Below are 24338 nucleotides of genomic sequence, written 5' to 3'. Positions count from 1 at the left end.
AACCAATCCTGTCATCAACTGGTCCTAACATGGATCGTGTTCTGCTGACATATCCCAAGCATCGAAGCGCGTTCGGACATAACCGATCCGGCCATAAATCATTGAGAATGCGGCGGAGCGACGGGGTTGATAGGATATTTCGCTGGGGTCATCAAAATGTAAAATTTTGCGATAGCTTGTTGTGATTGGATTGGTTATACATTGCTCGTACCACGTCACGTTAAATGTAACCAAAGAGATACCGCGTGCCGATGGGTCAGAGCGATGCAGTTATCCTGCGTCGGGGACGACGCGAAAGCGTCGATTGGAAGGGGGCTAAGCAATGAATCTTCGCAAGCATATCCTACTCGCATCGAGCGCCACGATCTTCATCGTGGCGGCAATACCCGCCTTCGCGCAGGACGCGCCGGCGCAATCGAACGACGATTCCGAAGTCGTCGTCACCGGCATCCGCCGCAGTCTCCAGGATTCGATCGCGACAAAGCGCCGCGCGGATTCGATCGTCGAAGTGATCAGCGCCGAAGCGGTCGGCAAGCTGCCCGATACCAATATCGCGGAATCGCTAGCGCGGTTGCCAGGCGTCACCGTCGATCACCAGTTCGGCGAGGGTGAGCAATTGTCGATCGCCGGTGTCGAGCCCGCCCTCAATCGCCTGACGATCGATGGCCACTCGGTCGCCTCCGCCGATTGGGGTGGCAATCCGTCGGATCGTTCGAGCCGTTCGTTCAACTATTCGCTGCTGTCCCCGACGATCATCAGCCAGGCGATCGTCTACAAGACGCCCGAGGCGCGCATGCAGGAAGGTGCGATCGGCGCGACCGTCGATGTCGTCACGCGCAAGCCGCTCGATCTGAAGGCTAACACGATCGCGGCCACCGGCGGTTACGAGTACAATGATCGCGCCAACCGCGGCAGTTTCCGCGGATCGGCACTATATAGCTGGCGCAATGCCGATGAAACTTTCGGCATCCTCGCATCCGTGAATTATGATAAAGAGCAGCTCAGCCGCGCGGGTGTCGCCAGCTATTATTACGATAAGGGCAGCATCCTTCTCGGCAGCTATCCCAAGGATGCCAATGGCAACATCGTTTACAACGGCCCCAACGGCACGGTGACGAGCGGCGCGACGATCAACGGCTCGCTTCCGAATGCGGCGACGATCACGGCGTTCAGCAATGCGCGCTATGCCGCGATCCTGGCGCGTGAATTCTTCCGTCAGGAGCGCAAGCGCATCGGCTTCAACGGTGCGATCGATCTCAAGCCGACCGACAATTTGCGGCTGACGGCCACCGCGCTGGTGATCCGCGGCAATTACGACAACGTGTCCAGTTCCGAATATACTTATGGGTTTCAGGGCCAGTATCTGACGGCGGCGACGCTACTGCCGGCTTCGGGCACCAACACAGGCATCATCAGTTCGGCGACCTTCGCCACGATCCCCGACAAGATCAATGGGCAGACGGTGGTTGCCGCAAGCGGCCAGCTCGACACCAACTATCGCCGCACGCGCATCAAGAACGACACATATTCGATGATGTTCGACTGGAGCCCGGGCGAATGGTCGGTCACCGGCAATGTGGGCTACACGCGTGCATCCGGCGGCAAGGATCCGGAATATCTGCTCGATTTCCGTACGAAGCAGGGCTTTACGGCAGGTGCGGTCGGGCGTGATACCAACGTCAACTGGGTCAACCCCGGTACCGATGCGACCAAGTGGACGAGCAACTTCACCACTTATGGCGGCGAGAACGTGACCGCGACCAACGGCTCGACCTTCTTCGGCCGGCAGATCGGCGGTATTCCGACACAATCGGGTTTCACGCTCGACAAGGAAGTGTACGGCGAAATCAACGTCAAGCGTGACGTGAACTGGGGGCCGATCACGACGCTGCGCTTCGGCGGCCGGCTGGTCGATCACGAGAACAGCAACACCACTTACAGCAATGCGGTGTTCACCAACCAGAACTTCACGCTGGCCGATCTCAACCCCTACGTGATTTCCAACGATTTCTATGCCGGTCTCGGCGTGACGGGCAATGGTACGCCTTATGCCACGCTGGATCGTGACGGCATCATCGCTGCGCTGAAGAAATACGGCACATTCACCGACGATCGCGGTCTCGCCAAGGGTGAATATTGGTTGGTGAAGGAGCGCATCGCTGCGGGTTACGTCCAGGCGAATTTCGAACTGGGCAAGTTCCGCGGCAATATCGGCGGCCGCTTTGTGTCGACCCGGGATGCGTCCAGCTTCTATCTGTCGAGCGCGGGCACCTTTGCCTTCACCAAGGTGACGAACACCGACAACCGCTTCCTGCCTGCTGCGAACCTTATTTTCCAGGCAGGCGATGACGTCGTGCTGCGCGCATCGGCAGCAAAGGTGATCGCACGTCCCCGCTTCGGCGATCTTGCCGGCTCCGTTTCGCTGACCGATATCGTCAGCACCGGCTCCAGCAATGTTACCGGCACCGGCAGTGGTGGTAACCCCAATCTGAAACCCTATGCGGCGACCAATTACGGCGCGACGGCAGAATGGTATTTCGCACCGGGAAGCCTGCTCTCCGCGGAATTCTTCTATCGTGACATCTCGAACTATATCGGCAGCCAGGTCGATGACGGTGTCCAGTTCACCAATACGGTGACGGGCAGGACGGGAACCTATTCGATCACCCGGCCAGTCAACGGCGGCAAGGCATCGGTTACCGGTTTCTCAGTGTCGGGCAATGCCAACCTGATCTGGGGCTTCGGCATCATGGGCAATTACACCTTTGCGGATGCCGATGCCGGTTCCTCCGCAACGGGCCTGCCGTTCCTGTCGCGCAACACCGTGACGATCCAGCCCTATTTCGAAAGCGGGCCGTTCCAGGCACGTGTCAGCTACAACCGCCGGTCGAAATATTTCTATCGCATCGGCCGCTTGCAGTCGCAGGATTATACCGACGCCTATCGTCAGATCGATGCGCAGGTGTCCTACAATATTCGCGAAGGCATCTCGCTGACGGCCAGCGCAAGCAATCTGCTCGACGAGACGTACTATCAGTACAGCTCGGACCCGCAGTTCCCGACGTCGATCTACAAGAACGGCCGCGTATTCTCGCTCAGCGCCACGTTCAAAATGTGATTGGTTGTGCCGTCGCGTTATCAGGCGCGGCGGTATATTTTGCCGGATCAAGATGCTGTTGCAATGACGATGGGGTATCGTGACCCGGCATGACCGAGATTGCCAAATATCTTCCTTCCCCACTGCGGGCGTTGCGGCGTGCCGTGGCGCTCGCTTTTTTTTGTCTGTGGTGCGCGGCGGGGCCGGCGATGGCCGAACGGGTCGATCTGGACGACGGCTGGTCGTTCTGGCTGGCTAAGAATGCGCCTGCCGAGGCACCTCCGGCAGCGGCGTGGCTGATGACCGATCCCGCCGGGGCCGAGGCGGTGGCGGTGCCGCATAGCTGGAACCTAACGCGTGGCGCGGAGGCCGATGGCGTGGGCTGGTATGCGCGCACCCTCATCATGCCGGACGGGTTGGCGGGCCGGCATCTCGAAATGCATTTCGGCGCGGTCTTCTATCGCGCCCGCGTCTGGGTGAACGGCGTCGCGGCGGGCGCGCACGAAGGCGGTCACACCGCATTCGATGTCGACGTGACGCGGTTGCTGAAGCCGGGTGCCAACCGCATCCTTGTCGCCGCCGATGACCGGCCCGGCTTCGCGACCATTCCCGGTTATGCCATGCGCCTCGCCGGATCGGGCAACGTCTGGTACGATTGGTGGCGGAACGGCGGGATCACGCGCGACGTTTCGCTGCGCATCGCCGAGGGCGGGCTGATCCGCCGCCAGCATGTTCGTCAGGCGCTGATCGCCGACTCCGCACGGTTGAACACCGCAGTGGCGATCGAGAATATCGACGATCGCGCGCACGCCTATCGGTTGACCGCGATCGCGATCGATCCCGATGGCGGCGAGGCTGCGCGCAGCGAAACCAAGGTGACCGTCGCGGCGGCTGGCGCTGCGCAGCCCGTCGTGACGCTGGCGATCGCCAAACCGCAATTGTGGAATATCGGCGCGGGCAAGCTCTATCGCATCGCCGTGGAACTGCGCGACGAGACTGATCGGCTGCTCGACCGTCGTGAGGACAGTATCGGCCTGCGCACGATCGCGATCCGCGACCGGCGGCTCTATGTCAACGGCGTGGCCGTGCGGCTGACCGGAGTGACGCGGCATCAGGATTCGCCGTGGGAAGGTGCGGCGGAAACGCGCGGCACGATCCTGCACGACATGCGCGATCTTGCGGCGTTGCACGTCACGCTCACACGGCCGGTGCATTACCCGCAGCCGCAGGCGGTGTTCGACGCCGCCGATCGCGTGGGCATGTTGCTGATCCCCGAAATCCCGATCTGGCAAATGAAGGCGGCGCAACTCGGCGATCCGCGTCTGCTCGCTTTGGCCAAGGCGATGATGGGGGAAATGATCGCGGAGAGCGGCAACCATCCGAGCGTGTTGGGGTGGAGCGTGATGAACGAAGGCGATGCGGCATCGCCCGAGGGGCTGGCCTTCGTCCGCGCGATGAAGGCGCATATCCGGAGCCTGGACCCGGATCGCTTCGTCACCTTCGCGGATTCCGACATCGCGATCCGCCCGGTACGCGTGCCGGCGCTGGCGGAGGCCGATTTCGTCATGGCCAATGCCTATTTCGGCACGTGGAGCGGGGCGGCGAACCGCGTCGAACCTTGGCTTGATGCGTTCGGCAAAAGCTATCCCGACAAGATGCTGGTGATCTCCGAATTCGGCTGGCCGGGGCCGTTCTCGGCGGACAGTGCCAGCGCCGATGCCGCGCGCACCGCGAACCTTCAGGAGCAGCTTGCCGCGTTTGCCAGCCGCCCGTTCGTCGGCGGGGCAATCTTCTGGAGCTATCAGGATTATCGCTCGAACAAGAACCTGTTTGCGGGGCAGGCGGACGGGTTGGTCGATCACGGGCTGGTCGATGGCGATCGTCAGCGTCGGCCAAGCTATTTCGCGTGGGAACGCGCGACGCGCGCCGTTTCTGCGAGCGTCGGCTGGACGATGGCGGGCGACACGCCCTCCGGGTTCACCGCGACCGTCGCGGGGGGAGCGGCGGGCGCGCTGCCGTCATATCCGCTGGTCGGCCACCGGTTGCACTGGCGCGCGATCGGCGGCGACCGCGTGCTGCTGGGCGAGGGCGAGCAGAGCCTTGCCACGATCGCACCCGGCACCACCGCATCGTTCACCGCCGGCTGGTCGGCGCGCGCGACCCCCGTGACGCTGACGATCGATATCCTGACCGCCGACGGCACCCGCGCCGGCGGCGTGGTCGAGACGTTCCGCCCGTTCAAGGCGGGGTCCGCCGCCTATCCGCCCGATCCCGCCCAATTGCCGAAAGTCTCGCAATGATCCGATTTCGCACCCTCACGCTCGCGCTGTTGTTGTCCTCAACCGCAGCTTTGGCCGACATGCCCAAACTGATCCCGATGCCGGCGTCGATCGAACTGGCGAAGGGCAGCCTGCGCATTGGCGACGGCGCGGGGATCACGGCGGCGGATGCGGGGGCGGGTGTCGCCGCCAGGCTGCTCGTGCAGCGGGTGAAGGTCGATCGCGGGATCACGCTGCGCACCGATGCGCCCGGCCCGATCCATATCGTGCGGGATGCCGCAATCGCGGGCGACGAAGCCTATGTGCTGACGATCGACGGCAAGGGCGCGACGATCGCGGCGAGCGGCGATGCCGGGCTCGTCCACGGCGCGATGACGCTGGCGCAATTGCTCAGCCCGGATGCGGCGATCGGCAAGCCGGTGAATTTGCCGGCGCTCGTCATCCGCGATGCGCCGCGTTTCAAGTGGCGTGGCGTGATGGTCGATCCGGCGCGGCATTTCGTGCCGCTCGCAACGATTTACGGCATCGTCGATCAGCTCGCCGCGCAGAAGCTGAACGTGTTGCACCTGCATTTGACCGACGATCAGGGCTGGCGCGTCGAGATCAAGCGTTATCCGGACCTGACGCGGATCGGAGCGTGGCGCACGCCGCCATCGTCCGGCCAGACGCCGACGGCGAAGGTCGGCGGCTTCTACACGCAGGACGAGCTGAAGGCACTGGTCGCCTATGCCAAGGATCGCGCCATCACGATCGTGCCGGAGATCGATATGCCGGGCCATGCGCAGGCGGCGGTCGCCTCCTATCCCGAGATCGGCGTGCTGGGGGACCGGCCCGAAGTCGGGCACGATTGGGGCGTCAATCCGTGGCTGTTCAGCCCGGACGACCACAGCATGGCCTTCATCAAAAACGTGCTCGACGAACTGATGGAGGTTTTCCCGTCCGAATTCATCCATGTCGGGGGCGACGAGGCGGTCAAGGACCAGTGGGAACGGTCGCCGGTCGTGCAGGCGAAGATGAAGGCGCTCGGCCTGAAGACCGAGATGGAGATGCAGAGCTGGATGATCGACCAGCTCGGCGAGTATCTGGCGAAACATGGCCGCCGCCTGATCGGCTGGGACGAGATTCTCGAAGGCGGCCTGCCGCCCTCGGCATCGGTGATGTCGTGGCGCGGTGACAAGGGCGCGGTGATGGCCGCCAATGCCGGGCATGACGTGGTGCTGAGCCCTGCGCCGACTTTGTATCTCGACAGCCTGCAAAGCGACCATGCCGACGAACCGCCCGGGCGACTGTCCGGTGGCAAGTCGATCGTGACGCTGGCCGATATCTACAAATACGATCCCGCGCCGGTCGGCCTCGCGCCGGACAAGGCCAAGCATGTGCTGGGGGCGCAGATCAATGCGTGGAGCGAGTATCTGGTGACTCCGGAACAGGTGCAGCACGCGATGTTCCCGCGCGCATCGGCATTCGCCGAACTGACCTGGTCGCCCAAGGACAAGCGCGATTTCGCCGGTTTCGTCACCCGGATGGAGCCGCAATTGGGGCGTTACGCCCGCGCCGGCATCGCCGCCGCCGACAGCGCATTCTCGGTCGATATCAAGCTGCAAGGCACGCGTGGCGACGCGCTGCGTGGCGGCAAGGTGCCCGTGGCGATGTCGACGCAGACCGGCTTCGGCACGATCCGCTACACGCTCGACGGCAAGGCACCGACCGTGCGCTCCAAGGCCTATACCGCGCCGCTGTCGGTCGCGTCGGGAACGATCATGCGCGCCGTCGCCCTCGCCGCCGACGGCCGGATGACCGCCACGCCGCGCAGTTTCGACACGAGCCGCGCGGCGCTGCTGCTGCGCACCGCATCGGATTTCGCCGCCTGTCCCAAAGGCGATCTCGGCCTGCGCGTGCCGCTGACGGCGGACGCCCGGGTCAACGCCCCGGTGTACAACGTCAATATCTTCGACACGTGCCAGATGTATCCGGCCGCGCCGATCGATATCGCAGGCGCGTTCACCGTCGATGTGGCGCGGCTCGCCCGCCATTACGGGCTGGCGCACGACACCAGCAAGCAGAAGCAATATTACAAGGTGACCGAGCATGGCGAGCTGGTCGTGCGCAGCGGCGGCTGTAGCGGCCCGGTGGCGGCGACCTTCCCGCTGCCCAGTCCCGCGACCAGCCCCAATCGCATGACGTTCAAGGGCACGCTTCCCAAGGGAAGCGGGGATGCCGATTTGTGCATGCAGTTCACATCCTCGCTCGACGAACCGTTCTACGCGGTCGAGGCGATGCAGCTGAGCGAGCGCGACTGATGCGCTATCTGGCACTGATGCTGGCGCTGCTGCCGGCGAGCGCCTGGGCGGCACCGCGCGATGCCGTTCCGCTGACGAGCGGCTGGACGATGCGCATCGATCCCGCAGACCAAGCGGCGGCGAAGGCGCATCCCAAGGCCGCACGCTGGCTGCGCGCGACCGTGCCGGGCAGCGCGCAGACCGACCTGATCGCGGCGAAGATCATTCCCGATCCCCATGTCGGGCTGAACGAGGCGCAGGTGCAGTGGGTCGGGCTGACCGACTGGCAATATCGCACCACGTTGCGCGCCACCCCCGAATTGCTTGCACGCGGTCATGTCGATCTGGTGTTCGACGGGCTGGATACCTTTGCCGAGGTGCGGTTGAACGGTGCGAAGCTGCTTGCCGCCGACAATGCGCATCGTCGCTGGCGGGTGCCGGTCAAGGCGTTGCTGAAACCCGGCGCGAACGATCTGCTCGTCACGTTCCGATCCCCCATTCGCACGTTGCAGCCGATGGTGCTCAAGACCGCCAACCCGCTGCCCGGCGAATATGATTCGATGTTCGGCGACGAGCCGGCGGGCAAGCAGACCTCGCCCTATATCCGCAAGCCGAAATACCAATATGGCTGGGATTGGGGCCCGCGCATCGTGACGCAGGGCATCTGGCGCGCGGCGCGGATCGAGGCGTGGGACGATGCCCGGATCGAGGCGATGCGGGTGGTTCAGGAAGGCCTGACGCGGGCCGAGGCGCTGCTGACCGCCGAACTGGATGTCGTGGCGGGCGCGGAGCGGCCGGTGACGATCCAGGTCGCCGTTACGGCGCCCGACGGCGCGATCACGCGCGCCACGCGAACGGTGACGGTCGCGGCGGGGGCGAGCCATGTCGCGGTGCCGGTGGCGATCGCCGATCCGAAGCTCTGGTTCCCGGCCGGTTACGGCGCGCAGCCGCTCTACACCGTCACGGCATCGATCGCGGGAAGCGATACGGCCACGCGTCGCACGGGCCTGCGCACCGTCGAACTGCGTCGCGACAAGGATGCGCAGGGGCGCGGCATGGCGTTCGTCGTCAACGGGATACCGATCTTCGCTAAGGGCGCGAACCTGATTCCGTTCGACATGGTGCCCGCGCGCGTGCCCGTCTCGCAGATCCGAACCGTGCTGGCCGGTGCGCGCGACGCCAATATGAACATGATCCGTGTGTGGGGCGGCGGCTATTATCTCGACGATGCCTTTTACGATCTGGCCGACGAGATGGGCCTGATGGTGTGGCAGGACTTCATGTTCGGCGGTGCCGTGACGCCGCCCGACCGCGAGTTCCGCGAGAGCGTGCGGATCGAGGCCGAGGAACAGGTCGACCGGCTCCAGGCGCATCCCTCGATCGTGATCTGGGCCGGCAACAACGAGGTGCTGAGCGGCTGGGATCGCTGGTCCGATCGCGTCGCGTTCAAGAAGGCGGTCGGCGCGGACGAGCAGGAGCGGGTCGGCGTCGGCATGGCGGTGTTGTTCGGTCAGGTGTTGCGCGATGCCGCCGAACGGCGCGATCCCGACGCGGTGTATTGGCCCGGATCGCCGAGCAGCAATTACGAAGGCCGGCCCGATACCGACAGTGATGGCGACCGGCATTATTGGGATGTGTGGGGTGGCAAGAAGCCGGTCGAGGCGTATCTCGACAGCTGTCCGCGCTTCATGTCCGAATATGGCCTGCAGGCGATGCCCGATCTGCGCACGATCGCCACCTTCGCACAGCCAAGCGATCTCTCGCCGACCTCGCCGGTGATGAAGGCGCACCAGAAATTCATGAAGGGCGAGGGCAACGATCGGCTGTTGTTCTATATCCGCCAGAATTACCGCGAGCCGCGCGACTTCGCCGAGTTCGTCTATCTCAGCCAAGTGATGCAGGCCGAGGGGATCGCGCTGGCCGCGCTGCACCACCGCGCGTGCCGCCCGGTGACGATGGGATCGCTCTACTGGCAGTTGAACGACGTCTGGCCGGGCGCGTCCTGGTCAAGCATCGATTATTATGGCCGGTGGAAAGCGCTGAACTTCAACGCGCGGCGATTCTTCGCGCCGCTCGCGATCACCGCCGAGCGCAAGGATGGGGCGACGAAGGTCAGCCTGATTTCGGACGCCACCGCACCGACCGAAGCGCGCTGGCGGGTGCACACGATCGATGTCGACGGCAAGGTGCTGGCGACCCGCGAGGCGGCGGTGACTTTGACCCCGCTGTCGGCAAATGCGGTGGCGACCTTGTCCGACGCGGCCTTGTTCGGTGGCGGCGATCCGGCCCGCACGATCGCGGTGGCGGAGCTGCTGGTCGATGGCCGGTCCGTCTCGCGCACGCTGGCGACGGCGGTCGCGCCGAAGGACATGGCACTGCCCGATCCGGGCATCACCGCGCGCTGGGACGGTGATCGGCTCACGCTCGGCGCGACCCGGCTGGCGCGCGCGGTGTGGATCGATTTTCCCGGGCTGGACGCGACGCCGTCCGACAATGCCTTCGATCTGTTGCCCGGCGAAACCCGCACCGTCACGGTGTCGTCGACCGCCTCCGCCACGGCGCTGACCCGCGCCCTCACCGTTCGCACGCTTGCAGGCCTGTCTCCCCTATGATGCGATTCCTTCTTGTCCTGCTCGGCCTTTTGCTGGCGCCGTTCGCCAATGCCCAACCGGTCGCCGCGCCGATCACGCGGACGCTCGACGCCGGCTGGCAGGTTCGCCTGCTGCCCGGCGATGCCAGCGCGAAGGCGCACAAGCGCGCAGCCCGCTGGTTGCCCGCGACCGTACCGGGATCGGTGCAAACCGATTTGATGGCCCAGCGCCTGCTCGCCGATCCGTGGGTCGGCGAAGGTGAGCGTGCGGCACAGTGGGTCGGGCTGTCCGACTGGCAATATCGCAATGTCTTCACGGTCGATGCCGTTACGCTGGCGCGGCGCGATGTCGATCTGGTGTTCGACGGGCTGGACACGTTCGCGACGGTGCGCGTGAACGGCACGCAGGTGCTGGCCACCGACAATATGTTCCGCACGTTCCGGGTGGCGGCGAAGGCTTTGCTCAAGCCGGGTGCGAACGTGATCGAGATCGATTTCGCCTCGCCGATCAAGAAATTGCTGCCGATGGCGCTGGCGCTGAAGAACCAGTTGCCGGGCGCGTACGACACAGCGTTCGGCGACGAGCCGAAGGGCGTCCAGACGGCCAATTACGTGCGCAAGCCGGGCTATCATTTCGGTTGGGATTTCACGCCCCGCATCGTGACGTTGGGCATCAGCAAGCCGGTGCGGATCGAGGCCTATGACGGGGTGCGCCTGTCCGGCTTCCATGTGCAGCAGGTGCATCTGGACGATGATGTCGCGGTGCTGGATGCGAAGGTGGAAATCACCGCCGGCGCGCCGCGCGACATCGAGGTGCGGGTCGATCTCACCGCGCCTGACGGGAGTGTGCAGACGCTGACGCGCAAGGTCACGCTGTTCGCCGGCACCAACCCGATCACCTTGCCCGCACGGATCGAGAAACCGCGCCGCTGGTGGCCGGTCGGCTATGGCGCGCCCGATCTCTATGCGGTCAAAGCCACCGTGACCGCGGAGGGCGAAACTTTGGGCCAGGCCGCGCACAATATCGGTCTGCGCACGGTCGAGATGCGGCGCGAGAAGGACCAATGGGGCCGCAGCATGGCGTTCGTCGTCAACGGCGTGCCGATCTTCGCCAAGGGCGCGAACTTCGAACCCGCCGACAGCATCCCCTCGCGCGTGCCGGCGTCGCGCACCGATGCCGCGCTGGAGGCGGCGGTCGCCGCCAACATGAACATGCTGCGCATCTGGGGCGGCGGCTATTATCCCGACGATGCATTGTTCGATAAGGCCGACCGGCTGGGGCTGATGCTGTGGCAGGATTTCATGTTCGGCAACGCCGTGCCGCCGAACGATCCGGTGCTGCACGAAAGCACCCGGCAAGAGGCGATCGATCAGGTCCGCCGCCTGCGCGATCACCCCTCGCTGGTGATCTGGAACGGCAACAACGAGGTGCAGACCGGCTGGGAGCGCTGGGGCGACCGCAAGGCCTTCCAGAAGGCGCTCGGGCCGGATGGACAGGAAATCTTCGGCGCCAGCATCCGCCGGCTGTTCGACAAGGATCTGCGGGCGATCGTGAAGGAACATGCGCCGGGCACGCTATATTGGGGCGGATCGCCGACCACCGATTATGACGGCCCGGCCGAACAGATGACCGATGGCGACGTGCATTACTGGAAGACATGGTCGGGCGCGCCGCTCGACGACTATCTGACGGTGGTGCCGCGCTTCATGTCCGAATTCGGGCTGCAATCCATGCCCGGCCTGCGCACCACGCGCGATTTTCTCGGTAAGCGCAGGCCGGAGGATATGCCGGTGCAGATCGTCGGCAGCGCCTATGACAGCGGCAAGGGCAATGGCCGCATCCTCGGCTATCTGCGCGACGATTATGGCGATCCCAAATCGTTCGTCGATTACATCTATCTGTCGCAACTGTTCCAGGCCGAAGGGCTGGAACTGTCGGTGATCCGCCAGCGCGCGTCGCGCCCGCAGAGCATGGGCACGTTGTACTGGACCCTCAACGATACCTGGCCGGGCCTGATCAATTCGATCTGGGCGGGGCAGGCCTGGGGCAGCATCGACTTTCACAATCGCTGGAAGGCGAGCCATTATCGCGCACGGCGTTTCTATGCGCCGGTCACGATCGGCGCACAGCATATCAAGGGCGAGACGATGGTCACCTTGATCTCCGACAAGCGCGAGGCGTTCGGGGCGACATGGCGATTGCGCGTGCTGGATCGTGACGGGAAGACGCTGTCGGAACGTGGTGGCGACGTGACCGCCGCACCGCTCGCCGCGACGCCGCTCGCCAAGATCGCTGATGCCGAACTGCTCGGTACGGCAGACCCGAAGCGCAGCGTCGCGGTCGCCGAACTGATTCTGGACGGCAAGACGGTCGCGCGGCAGTTCAGCTATTTCGTCCATGCCCGCGAACTGACGTTGAGCGAGCCGGGACTGGACGTGAAACTCGTCGCCGCGCCGGGGGGTGGCTATATTCTGACCGTCTCGGCCAAAGCGCTGGCGCGGGGCGTGTGGATCGATTTCGGTGATCTCGACGTGGCGTTGTCCGACAATGCGTTCGATCTCGCGGGTGGGGATAGCGTGACGATCGCGGTCACCTCGAAGGCATCGCTCACCGCGCTGAACCGCGCGCTGTCGGTGCGCAGCTTTTATGGAGCGACCAAGTGAAGCGTAAGATCATCTTGGCCGCCTTGTTGTCGGCAACCTCCGCTCAGGCCCAGACCGTCGACCCCGCCATCGCCGGTATGACGCTGGACGAGAAGGTCGCGCAGTTGAAGAGCGGCGCGCCGTCCATTCCGCGGCTCGACCTGCCGGCTTATGATTATTGGAATGAGGGGCTGCACGGCCTGGCGCGCAACGGCGTCGCCACCGTGTTTCCGCAGGCGATCGCGCTGGCCGCGACGTGGGACACGGCGCTGGTCCAGCGGGTCGGCGATGTAATCTCGACCGAGGCGCGGGCCAAGTCCAACGCTTTGCCCAAGGGTGATCGCAAGCGCTATCAGGGGCTGACGATCTGGTCGCCCAACATCAACATCTTCCGCGATCCGCGCTGGGGCCGGGGGCAGGAAACGTATGGCGAGGATCCGTTCCTGACCGGCAGTATGGGCGTGGCGTTCGTGCGCGGCTTGCAAGGCCCCGATCCGCTCCACCCCAAAGTCATCGCCACGCCCAAGCATCTTGCGGCGCATAGTGGGCCGGAGGCGGGGCGCGATGCGTTCGACGTCGATATCAGCCCGCACGACCGCGAGGCGACGTACCTGCCCGCGTTCCGCATGGCGCTGACCGAAGGCAAGGCGCGATCGGTGATGTGCGCGTACAATTCGATCCACGGCGTGCCGGTGTGCGCGTCGGATGCGCTGCTCGCCCAGACGGTGCGCAAGGACTGGGGCTGGCGCGGTCTGATCGTCTCGGATTGCGACGCGATCGGTAACATCGCGACCTATCATTATTATCGTCCCGATGCCGCATCCGGCTCCGCCGCCGCGATCACCGCCGGCATGGATCTCAATTGCGGCCGCACCTATGCCGCCCTGGGTGATGCCGTGCGGCGCGGATTGGTGCCTGAGGCGATGATCGACACCAGCCTGTCGCGCGTCTTCGCCGAACGCCGCGCGCTGGGCGGTGCCTTCGGCGCGACCAGTCCGTGGGATAAGATCAAGCCGGATCAGATAGATACGCCGGCGCACCGCGCGCTCGCGCTGGAGGCGGCGCGTAAGGCGATGGTGCTCGTTTCCAACAACGGCGTGCTCCCACTGAAGCCCTCCGCGCGCATCGCCGTGATCGGCCCCAACGCCGACAGTATCGACGTGTTGGAGGCCAATTACCACGGCGCCGCCGCCGCGCCCGTCACCCCGCTGACCGCGTTGCGCGCCACCTTCGGCAACATCCGCTACGCCCAGGGCGCGAGCATCGCCGACGGCGTGCCGGTGCCGGTGCCCGATAGCGCGCTATCGCTGCGCGGCGAATATTTCAACGGGCCCGCCTTTGCCGGTACGCCCGTCGTACGGGCCGACCGGACGATCGACTTCGACTGGGATCGCACCGCACCGGCTGCCGGCATCGACCCAACATCCTGGTCTGTGCGCTGGACCGGCACGCTGACCGCGCCGGCGGCGGGCGATTATGTCCTGCGGCTGGACGTACCGCGCTGCTTCGACTGCAAGGGGCACGATCCCTCGCGGCTGTGGATCGATGGCAAGCTGATCGCCGACGATGACGGCAGCGGCACGAAGGTCGAAGTGCCGGTGAAGCTGACCGCCGGCGCGCACGATATCAGGATCGAACTCGTCCATAGCGGCGAGGATCAAGGCCTGCGGCTGACGTGGATCGCACCGCCTGCCGCGCAGATCGCCGAAGCAGCGACCGCCGCGCAGGATGCGGACGCGATCGTCGCGTTCGTCGGGCTCTCCCCCGCCGTCGAGGGGGAAGCGTTGGGCATCGAAGTGCCGGGCTTTTCCGGCGGCGACCGTACCGATATCGGCCTGCCCGCCGCGCAGGTGCGCTTGCTCGAAGCGGCCAAGGCGACCGGCAAGCCGTTGGTCGTCGTGCTGATGAGCGGCAGCGCCGTCGCGCTGCAATGGGCGAAGGATCATGCCGACGCGATCCTGGTCGGCTGGTATCCGGGGCAGGCGGGTGGGCAGGCGATCGCCGATACGCTGACCGGCAAGAACAACCCCGCCGGGCGCTTGCCGGTGACCTTCTATGCCCGGACACGCGATCTGCCGGCGTTCATCGACTATAACATGCGCGAGCGGACCTATCGCTATTTCACCGGCAAGCCTTTGTGGGGCTTTGGGCACGGTCTCAGCTATACGCAATTCGCCTATGCCCCGCCGGTGTTGAAGCCGAATTTGGCAGCGGGCGAGACGCTGATCGTCGAGGCGCGCGTCACCAACAGCGGCAAGCTGGCGGGCGACGAAGTGGTGCAGGCCTATCTCGTGCCACCGGCCCCCGCGATGAAGCCGGGCTTCAACGATCCCGTGTTGCAACGGCAACTCGTCGCCTTCCGCCGCGAGACGCTGAAACCGGGGCAGACGAAGCGGGTGAGCTTCACGATCGATGCGCGCGCGATGAGCAGCGTGGATGCCGGGGGCAACCGCCGTGTGATGCCGGGCGAATACCGCCTGCATATCGGCGGCGGACAGCCGGGTGACGGGCCGGGGATCGATACGGTCTTCACCGTCACCGGAACACAGGATGTGCCGAAATGACCGCCCCCCTGATCGATCGTCGGACGCTGATCGCCGGGGCGGCTGCGCTGGGCGTGGCCTCACCGCTCCGCGCCGCGCCGTCGGTCTTCGCGAGCAAGCGTCCCAAGCTCGCCGATCGCCGCTTCACCAGCCCGGCGGTGGAACGCGAGATCGCGCGGGTGACGGCGAAGATCGCCGATCCCGAACTCGCCTGGATGTTTGGCAATTGCTATCCCAACACGCTCGACACGACGGTGTTCATGGGGCGCGAGGACGGCAAGCCCGATGCCTTCGTCATCACCGGCGATATCGATGCGATGTGGCTGCGCGACAGTTCGGCGCAATTGCATCCGTACCTGCCGCTGGCGGCGAAGGATGCGGCGCTGCGCACGCTGTTCCACGGACTGATCGCCCGGCAGGCGCGATCGATCCTGATCGATCCCTATGCCAACGCCTTCATGCACGATCCCGCCGCGCCGACGAACCTGTCCTGGTCGCTGAAGGATGTGACCGACATGAAGCCCGGCGTCGCCGAGCGGAAATGGGAACTGGATTCGCTGTGCTATCCGATCTGGATCGCGCACGGCTATTGGCAGGCGACCCGCGACACCGCGCCGTTCGACGCGCTGTGGGCGGAGGCCGCGCGCGCCTCGATCCGCACGATGCGCGAGCAGCAGCGCAAGGACGGACCCGGCCCGTATCGCTTCCTCCGCGCATCGAAGATCCCGAGCGAGACACTGATGCTCGACGGCTACGGCCCGCCCTCGCGCGCCGTCGGCCTGATCCATTCCAGCTTCCGCCCGGCCGACGACGCCTGCCTCTTCCCGTTCCTGATCCCCTCCAACCTGTTCGCCGTTTCCGCGCTGCGGCAATTGGCGGTGCTGGCGACCGAGGCGCGGCCCGAGCCGAAGCTGGCGGCGGATGCGCTGGCGCTCGCGGCCGAGGTGGAGGCGGCATTGCGCCAATACGGCACGATGCGCGATACCGACGGGCAGCAGGTCTGGGCCTATGAGGTGGACGGCATCGGCAACGCGCATTTCATGGACGACGCCAACGTGCCGAGTCTGTCGGGGCTCGCCTATCTCGGCTGCGTCGATCGCGACGATCCGCTCTGGCGGCGTACGGCGGAGCGGGCGTGGAGCCGGCGCAATCCGTATTTCTTCTCCGGCAAGGTGGCGGACGGCATCGGCAGCCCGCATACTTGGCTGAAGCAGATATGGCCGATGGGCATCGTGATGCACGCGCTCAACGCCCGCGACGACGCCACCGTCGCACGTTGCCTCGGCTGGCTGAAGGCGACGCATGGCGGCACCGGCTTCATGCACGAATCCTTCGATCAGGATGACGGCGCGAAGTTCACCCGCAGTTGGTTCGCCTGGGCGAATGGTTTGTTCGGCGAACTGATCCTGGACGTTGTGGCCCGCCGCCCCGCTTTGCTGAAAGCCCCGTCATGAATATCACCCGCCGCACCCTTCTGGCCGGCACCGGCGCGCTGGCGCTGATGTCGCGCAAGGCCTTTGCCGTACCGAAAGTCACTGCCCGGCCGGACCTGTTCATCGGCACCGGCGGGCACGGCCATACCTATCCCGGCGCCACGCTGCCGTTCGGCATGGTGCAGCTTAGCCCGGATACCGATGTCGAGCGGTGGGATGCGTGTTCGGGCTATCACCGCACCGACACGTCGATCATGGGCTTCAGCCACACGCATCTCTCGGGCACCGGGATCGGCGACATGCTCGATGTGCTGGTCGTGCCGACCGCCCATAAAGACAGGAACGCGCCGGTGAAGCTGGTGCCCGGTACGCTCGCCGATCCGGCGGCGGGCTATCGCCAGCATTTCAGCGCCGAACAGGCCGAGCCGGGCTATTATGCGGTGACGCTGGAATCGGGCGTGCGCTCCGAACTTACCGTCACCGATCGCACCGGCATCCAGCGCCACAGCTTTCCCACGGGCGCGGGGCATATCCTGATCGATCTGTCGCACCTGATCCTCGACAGTTCGGACACGAAGCCGCTGGTCGATGAGGCCGCGCTTGCGATCGACGATACCGGGTTGCTGACCGGCAGCCGGCGCGTTTTCCGTTGGGCCAAGGGCCGCCGCATCCATTTCGCGATGCAGCTATCCCGCCAGCCCGACCGGATTCAGTTCTACGGTGACGGCGATACGCCGGCTCCTGCGGCGGCAAAGGGCGTTACCGGCAAGCGCCTGAAGGTCGTTCTGCATTATGACGATGCGGGTGCCGCGCCGATCGTTATCCGTACCGGGATCTCGGCGATCGATGTCGCCGGCGCGCGCGCGAATCTGTCGGCGGAGGCCCGGCACTGGAACTTCGATCGTTATCGCGCCGACGCCGCACGCCGCTGGGCACCTGCTTTGGATACGGTGAAGGTCGAAGGCGGCACGCCGGACCAGCGCACCATCATGGCCAGCGCGCTGTATCACGCACAGCTCGGGCCGACGCTCTTTTCGGATGTGGATGGCCGCTATGTCGGGCTGGACCGGCAGGTGCATCGGATCGACGGCAAGGCTCGCGCCTACAGCACCTATTCGCTGTGGGACACGTATCGCGCGCTGCATCCGCTGCTGACGCTGATCCAGCCGGATCTGAGCGCCGAACTGACCGGCGACCTGATCCGACAGACACAGCAAAGCCCTTACGGCCCGCCGGCCTGGCCGCTTCAGGGGGTGGAGACGGGCTGCATGATCGGCTGGCACGCCGTATCGGTGCTGGCCGAGGCGCGCGCCAAGGGCATCCCCGCCGATTACGCCGCCGCCTGGCCGAACGTGCGCCGCCGATCGTTCGACTTCGCCATGCCCGACAAGGACCACAGTTTGGGCCGCGAGCAATATGACCGGCTGGGCTTCATCCCCGCCGATCAGGTGTGGGAATCGGTCTCGCGCACGCTCGAATATTCCTACGATGATTATGCCTCGGCGCACCTCGCCGACGCCGCCGGCGCGACCGGGGATGCTGCGCGCCTGCGCCGGCGCAGCGGCAACTGGCGCAACGTGTTCGATCCGAAGACCGGCTTTGCGCGTCCCCGGCTGGCGAACGGCGACTGGGCCTTGCCCTACGATCCGATCGCGCTCGGCCATTCGAAGAAATGGCGCGACTTCACCGAGAGCAATGGCTGGCAGGGCACGTTCGTCAACCAGCACGACGTCCACGGCCTGATCGCGGTGATGGGCGGCGATGCGGCGTTCGAGGCCAAGCTGGATGCGCTGTTCAACGGCCCCTCGACGATGCCGGCGGACGCGCCGCCCGATATCAGCGGGCTGGTCGGCCAATATGCCCATGGCAACGAGCCGAGCCACCACGTCGCCTATCTCTACGCATATTGTGGCGCGGCGTGGAAGACGCAGGCCATGGTCCGCCGGCTATTAACCGAGATGTACAAGGCCGATCCCGACGGCATCATCGGCAATGACGATTGCGGGCAGATGAGCGCATGGTTCGTGCTCAGCGCGCTGGGTCTCTATCCGGTCGATCCGGTGAGCGCGAACTATGTGCTGGGCAGCCCGTTGTTCGATCGCGCCGAGATGCAGGTGGGCACAAGGCGGTTGGTGGTCGAAGCGCGTGGCAACGCACCCGACCGGCCCTATGTCCAAAGCGTCACGTGGAATGGCCGCCCCTGGACGAAAAGCTGGATCGCGCATGCCGATCTGGTTCGCGGCGGTACTCTGGTGTTCGAGATGGGCAGCAAACCCAACCGCGAATTCGGCCGCGCACCGGCCGATCGTCCGCCAAGAACGTGACGACCCGCCGCACCGTCCTCGCCGGGATGGCGGCCGGGCTGCTGCCGGATTGGACGCAGATGGCGTTTGCGCGGATGACGCCGGGCGACGACACGCGCGCGTTGCGCTTCACCACGCCGGCGGCAAAATGGCTGGAGGCGTTGCCAGTCGGTAATGGCCGGATCGGCGCGATGGTGCATGGCGGGATCGCCGAGGAGCGAATCGCGCTCAATCATATCGAATTATGGTCGGGCCGCGCGTCGGACGACGATAGGCCCGAGACGCTCGCCGCGTTGCCGGAGGTCCGCCGCCTGCTTTTTGCCGGGCAATATGCCGAGGCCAACGCGCTCGCGCAGGCACAGATGATGACGCCGATGACTCCGGAGACCTACGGGTCGTACCAGATGCTCGGGGACCTGCTGTTGGCGTTCGATCACGGCGAGGCGGTGACGGACTATGAGCGGACGCTCGACATGGCGACGGGGGAGGCGCGCGTGGCCTACACGATTGGCGGGCATCGTCTTGTACGGACGATCCTGTGTTCGCATCCCGATGCGGTTCTGGCGATCCGGCTGACGACTACCGCGCCCGCGGGGCTCGGCCTGACGGTGCGGCTGCGGCGTACGCAGGATGCGGTCGTCACGCAGACTGGCACTATTCTGCATCTGCGGGGCCAGCCGAAGCCGCACGGCGTGACCTTTGCCGCCGATCTGTCCTGCGATGCCGAGGGAGGCAGCGTGACGGCGATCGCCGAGGGCATCCGCATCGCGGGCGCGCGCAGCGTAACGCTGCTGCTGACCGCCGCGACCGATCTCCTCGCTCCCGATCCGATCGGTAAAACGGCCGGCGCGATCGCTGCGGCCCGCCGCAAGCCCTGGCCGGCGCTCGTCGCCGCGCATCGGGCCGATCATCGCGCGCTGTTCGATGCGGTCGCGCTGGACCTTGCGCCTGCGGTCGGCAGCGGGGCACCGCCGCCCGCGCTGGCGCAGGGCGGCGACGAACACGCACTGGTCGAGCGGTACTTCAATGTCGGGCGTTATTTGTTGATCGCGTCGTCGCGGCCCGGTTCGCTGCCCGCCAATCTGCAGGGGCTGTGGGCGGACGGGTTCGCCCCGCCCTGGAGCGCGGATTATCACATCAATATCAACCTGCAGATGAACTATTGGCCGGCCGAGGTCTGCGGCCTCGGTGCGCTCACAGCGCCGCTGTTCCTGCACGCCGAACGGCTGTTACCGCATGCGCGAACGACGGCGCGCGTCGCCTATGGCTGTGCCGGTGCGGCGGCGCATTACACCAGCAACCCTTGGGGTCACACCGCGCTGAAAGGCGACCTGCTCTACGGTATGTGGCCGGAGGGGCTGGCATGGCTCTCGCTGCATTTCTGGGAGCATTATCTGTTCGGCGGCGATCACGACTTCCTGCGAGATCATGCCTATCCGATGCTCAGGGCCTGCGCCGACTTCACGCTCGACTACCTCATGCCGCATCCGGAGACGGGGAAGCTCGTGGCCGGGCCGGCAACTTCTCCTGAAAACAGCTATCGCTTACCCGACGGACGGAAGGGTGCCATCGTTATGGGGCCGGCGATGTCGCAGTCGATCGCTTATGCAGTGCTCAGCCGCTGTCGCGATGCGGCAGTGGTGCTCGGCGAGACGGCGATGGCGAAGCGTTGCGACGATGCGATTGCCAAGCTCCAGCGGCTGCGCATCGGCAGCGATGGGCGGATCATGGAATGGCCCGAGCCGTTCGCCGAGACGGAGACCGGGCATCGTCACATCTCGCACCTGTTCGGCCTGTATCCGGGCGACGAGATCGACGTGGATACGACGCCCGAACTCGCAGTCGCGGCGCGGAAGACGCTGGCGGCGCGGCTTGCGGGCGGCGGCGGGCAGACCGGGTGGAGTGCGGCTTGGCTCACGATGTTTCGCGCGCGGCTGGGCGAGGGGGATCAGGCCTGGGCGATGCTCCGCAAACTGTTCCGCGAATCGACGGCCCGCAATTATTTCGACACGCACCCGGCGGATGACGGGCCGATCTTCCAGATCGACGGTAATCTCGGCGCGACGGCGGCAATCGTCGAGATGCTGATGCAGAGCCATGATGGCCGGCTGCGCATTCTGCCCGCATTGCCCAGCGCATGGCCGGACGGCAGCATCACCGGCATCCGCGCTCGTGGCGGCGTTGCGGTCGATATCGTCTGGCGTGGCGGCCTGGCGCGGCGTGTTGCGCTGCGACCCGAGCGAGACGTGACGTTCGCACTCGTTCCGCCGCCGGGCCAGAGGCTCGTGCGCGTGCTCAAGGATGGGCAGGCACATGCGACGGGAACCGCGCTCCAAATGCAGGCCGGTCACTCCTATGTTTTGATGTTTGGCCCCCGGAAATGACCCGCCTCACGCGGCGCGAAACGCTGGCGGTGCTGACTGCGACGATCGGAACTCCGCCGCTTGCTGCACATGCCGAAGCGCCCGGCACGCTTCTGCCCCGCGACTTGCGCATCGATCATCGTATCGCGCCGGCGGGACTGGCGAGTACACGGCCGAGATTCGGCTGGACGCTGGCCGCGCGCGATCCGGCGCGTCGCAATCTAATCCAATCTTCCGCACGCGTCCGCGTCTCCGATCCGGGTGGTGTGACGCTGTTCGACAGCGGTCGCATCGATGGCCCGTCGCTCGCTCTGGTGCCGCCCGGCGACCTCGCGCTTCCGGCGCAGACTCCGCTCGACTGGCGTGTGATGGTCTGGGATCGTGAGGGACGGGCATCGCCGTGGAGTGCACCCGCCCGGTTCGTGACCGGTGTCGAGGGTGCGTGGCGGGGGAGATGGATCGCGGCGGAACAAGATGGCCCGATCACCGCGCCGCCCAGCGAAGGTGCCCCGCCCGCCACATCTGCCTACGCCCTGCCGTTGCTCCGCCGCGCCTTCCGCATCGATCGTCCGGTACGACATGCGGTGCTGTGCGTTTCGGGGCTGGGCGCGCATGCGCTCAGCATCAACGGCCGCGAGCCGTCGGCGGCTTTGCTCAATCCCGGCTGGACCGATTATCGCAGGACGGTGCTGTACGAGACGATCGACGTCACCGATCATCTGCGTCCGGGTGCCAATATGCTCGGCGTCCGACTCGGCGGCGGGATGTATGATGTCGCAAAGCGGCCCGGGCGTTACACCAAATTCGTCGGGTCGTTCGGTGCGCCCAAGCTGATCCTGCAACTCCGCATCGTGCATGAGGATGACAGCGAACGCTGGATCGTCAGCGATGATGAATGGCGGACGCGACCGGGGCCGATCCTGTTCTCATCGATCTTCGGCGGCGAGGATCACGATGCGCGCTGCGAACCGGTCGGCTGGGATAGGCCGGATGCACGCGACGAGGGCTGGGTGCCGGTTATCGCGACGACGGGGCCGGGCGGGACGCTACGTCCGCAGACGACGCCCGGTCTGACCGTCGCGGAAACGTTGAAGACCGTCGCGATAACGCATCCTGCCCCCGGCATCGCGGTGCACGATCTTGGCCGCAACATCGCAGGTCGCCCGCGTCTGACGGTACGCGGCAAGCCCGGCAGCACGATCCGCATTACGCCGGGCGAGTTGCTCGACGCCGCCGGCCGCGTGACCCAGGCGAGCATGGGCGTTCCCGAGGGCGACGTGATCCGGTTCGATTATACGCTCGGCGACGCTCGCGACGGGGGCGGCGGCGAACAGGTCTGGACGCCGCGCTTCAGCTATACCGGCTTCCGCTATCTGGAGGTCGAGGGTGACGGCGTCGTCGCGCTGGATGGCGAATTCGTTCGGGCCGATCTGGCGTCGAGCGGCGGCTTCGTTTGCAGCGCGCCCCACATCAACGCGATCCACGGCCTGATCCGGCAGGCAGTGCTGAGCAATGTAGCAACCGTCCTCACCGATTGCCCGCACCGCGAAAAGCTCGGCTGGCTCGAACAGACGTGGCTCAACGCGGGCACGGTGTTCCATATTGTCGAAGCGCTGCCGCTCTACGACAAGACGATCGGCGACATCATCGATGCGCAGCGGGAAGACGGCATGGTGCCGTCGATTGCCCCCGAATATATCCGCTTCGTCTATCCCAATGGCCAGGATTCGCCGTTCCGGCACTCGCCCGAATGGGGTTCGGCGGTGGTGCAGAGCTCATGGGCGGCGTATCGCTTCGGGGGCGATCCGGCGATCCTCGCCCGGGCATGGCCGGCCATGCGGCGGTACATGGAGTATCTGGCGACGCGATCGGTGAATGGCATTCTCGATGTCGGCCTGGGCGACTGGTACGATATCGGCCCGAACCCGCCGGGCGCAGCGCAACTGACCAGTCGCGCCTTCACCGGTACCACGATCTGGTATGCCGATCTGCTGGCGATGCAGGCGATCGCGACGATCCTGAGCAAGCCGGCGGATGCGGCGGCACTTGCCGGCCAGGCCGAGCGTTTGAAAGCGGTTATCAACGCCCGCTTTCTAAATTCCGCGACCGGCGCTTACGATCGCAACAGCCAGACGGCCAACGCGATGGCGCTGGTCCTCGAACTGGCACCAACGGAGCGCCGCGATGCGGTGCTCGGCCATCTGATCGCCGATATCCGCGCGCGTGGCGATCATGTGTCGGCGGGCGATATCGGCTTCCATTATGTCGTCCGCGCACTTGGCGATGCGGCACCCGATCGGCTGGCTGCGATGCTCGCGCGGCGCGATGCGCCCAGCTACGGCGCGCAGCTTGCTGCGGGCGCGACCGCGCTGACCGAAGCATGGGATGCCAATCCGGCATCGTCGCAAAACCACTTCATGCTCGGCCATGTGATGTCGTGGTTGTACACCGGGTTGTGCGGAATCGACTGCGATTTCACCCGCGGCACGGAGGATGCTTTGTTGATCGCGCCCACGCCGGTCCCAGGTATCACCGCCGCCGCCGCATCGCTCGCCACGCCGTTCGGCACGGTGCGGACGCGTTGGCGAACATCGCGCGACCGCCTCCATCTCGACGTCACCATACCGCCCGGTGCAAGCGCCCGAATCCGCATGCCCAACACCGTCTCCGAGACGATCCGGGAGGGCGGGCGTCCGCTGACCGCGCGACCGGAGATCGGCATATCGGCAGGTCCGAAAGGGAGAATCGATCTGCGCGTCGGATCGGGCACTTACAGGGTGGCTGCATCGCTTTCGACATGAAACGCTT

10 protein-coding genes are annotated in these 24338 nt (G+C 65.7%); all 10 read left to right on the top strand.

The annotated features are described in order from the left end of the window. Positions 1–322: 322 nt before the first annotated feature. The 10 genes from U1738_RS02275 (at position 323) to U1738_RS02230 (ending at position 24331) form a co-directional block, all read left to right on the top strand. Positions 323–3118: a TonB-dependent receptor gene (locus tag U1738_RS02275; RefSeq protein WP_332787408.1), complete on the top strand. Its 2796-nt coding sequence runs from the start codon at positions 323–325 to the stop codon at positions 3116–3118. An 89-nt stretch (positions 3119–3207) separates the two neighbouring features. Beyond that, entirely contained in the window at positions 3208–5397 is a 2190-nt protein-coding gene (locus U1738_RS02270; RefSeq protein ID WP_332787407.1) for a glycoside hydrolase family 2 protein, read from the top strand. Next, positions 5394–7676: a beta-N-acetylhexosaminidase gene (locus U1738_RS02265; RefSeq protein WP_332787406.1), complete on the top strand. Its 2283-nt coding sequence runs from the start codon at positions 5394–5396 to the stop codon at positions 7674–7676. Before U1738_RS02270 ends, U1738_RS02265 begins: the two co-directional genes overlap by 4 nt. Continuing rightward, complete coding sequence (locus U1738_RS02260; RefSeq protein WP_332787405.1) at positions 7676–10267, top strand: beta-mannosidase; 2592 nt, start codon at positions 7676–7678, stop codon at positions 10265–10267. The genes U1738_RS02265 and U1738_RS02260 overlap by 1 nt, the downstream gene beginning before the upstream one ends. Beyond that, a complete protein-coding gene (locus tag U1738_RS02255; protein ID WP_332787404.1) occupies positions 10264–12909 on the top strand; it encodes a beta-mannosidase in 2646 nt (881 codons plus the stop codon). The genes U1738_RS02260 and U1738_RS02255 overlap by 4 nt, the downstream gene beginning before the upstream one ends. Then, the gene (locus U1738_RS02250; RefSeq protein ID WP_332787403.1) at positions 12906–15452 is read left to right on the top strand and encodes a glycoside hydrolase family 3 protein; all 2547 of its coding nucleotides are present in this window, start codon (positions 12906–12908) and stop codon (positions 15450–15452) included. The genes U1738_RS02255 and U1738_RS02250 overlap by 4 nt, the downstream gene beginning before the upstream one ends. Then, positions 15449–16885 carry a glycoside hydrolase family 125 protein gene (locus tag U1738_RS02245; protein WP_332787402.1) on the top strand — a complete coding sequence of 479 codons (1437 nt, stop codon included), beginning with the start codon at positions 15449–15451 and terminating at the stop codon, positions 16883–16885. The genes U1738_RS02250 and U1738_RS02245 overlap by 4 nt, the downstream gene beginning before the upstream one ends. After that, entirely contained in the window at positions 16882–19188 is a 2307-nt protein-coding gene (locus tag U1738_RS02240) for a GH92 family glycosyl hydrolase (RefSeq protein ID WP_332787401.1), read from the top strand. Before U1738_RS02245 ends, U1738_RS02240 begins: the two co-directional genes overlap by 4 nt. Continuing rightward, positions 19185–21551, top strand: coding sequence for a glycoside hydrolase family 95 protein (locus U1738_RS02235; RefSeq protein ID WP_332787400.1), 2367 nt, complete (start codon positions 19185–19187; stop codon positions 21549–21551). The genes U1738_RS02240 and U1738_RS02235 overlap by 4 nt, the downstream gene beginning before the upstream one ends. Further along, complete coding sequence (locus U1738_RS02230; protein ID WP_332787399.1) at positions 21548–24331, top strand: family 78 glycoside hydrolase catalytic domain; 2784 nt, start codon at positions 21548–21550, stop codon at positions 24329–24331. The genes U1738_RS02235 and U1738_RS02230 overlap by 4 nt, the downstream gene beginning before the upstream one ends. Positions 24332–24338 lie beyond the last annotated feature (7 nt).

This window comes from Parasphingomonas caseinilytica (assembly GCF_036663755.1).
GTDB lineage: Bacteria > Pseudomonadota > Alphaproteobacteria > Sphingomonadales > Sphingomonadaceae > Sphingomonas.
Note: the sequence above shows the minus strand (reverse complement) of the source record. Positions and strands in the feature narration are given on the sequence as shown.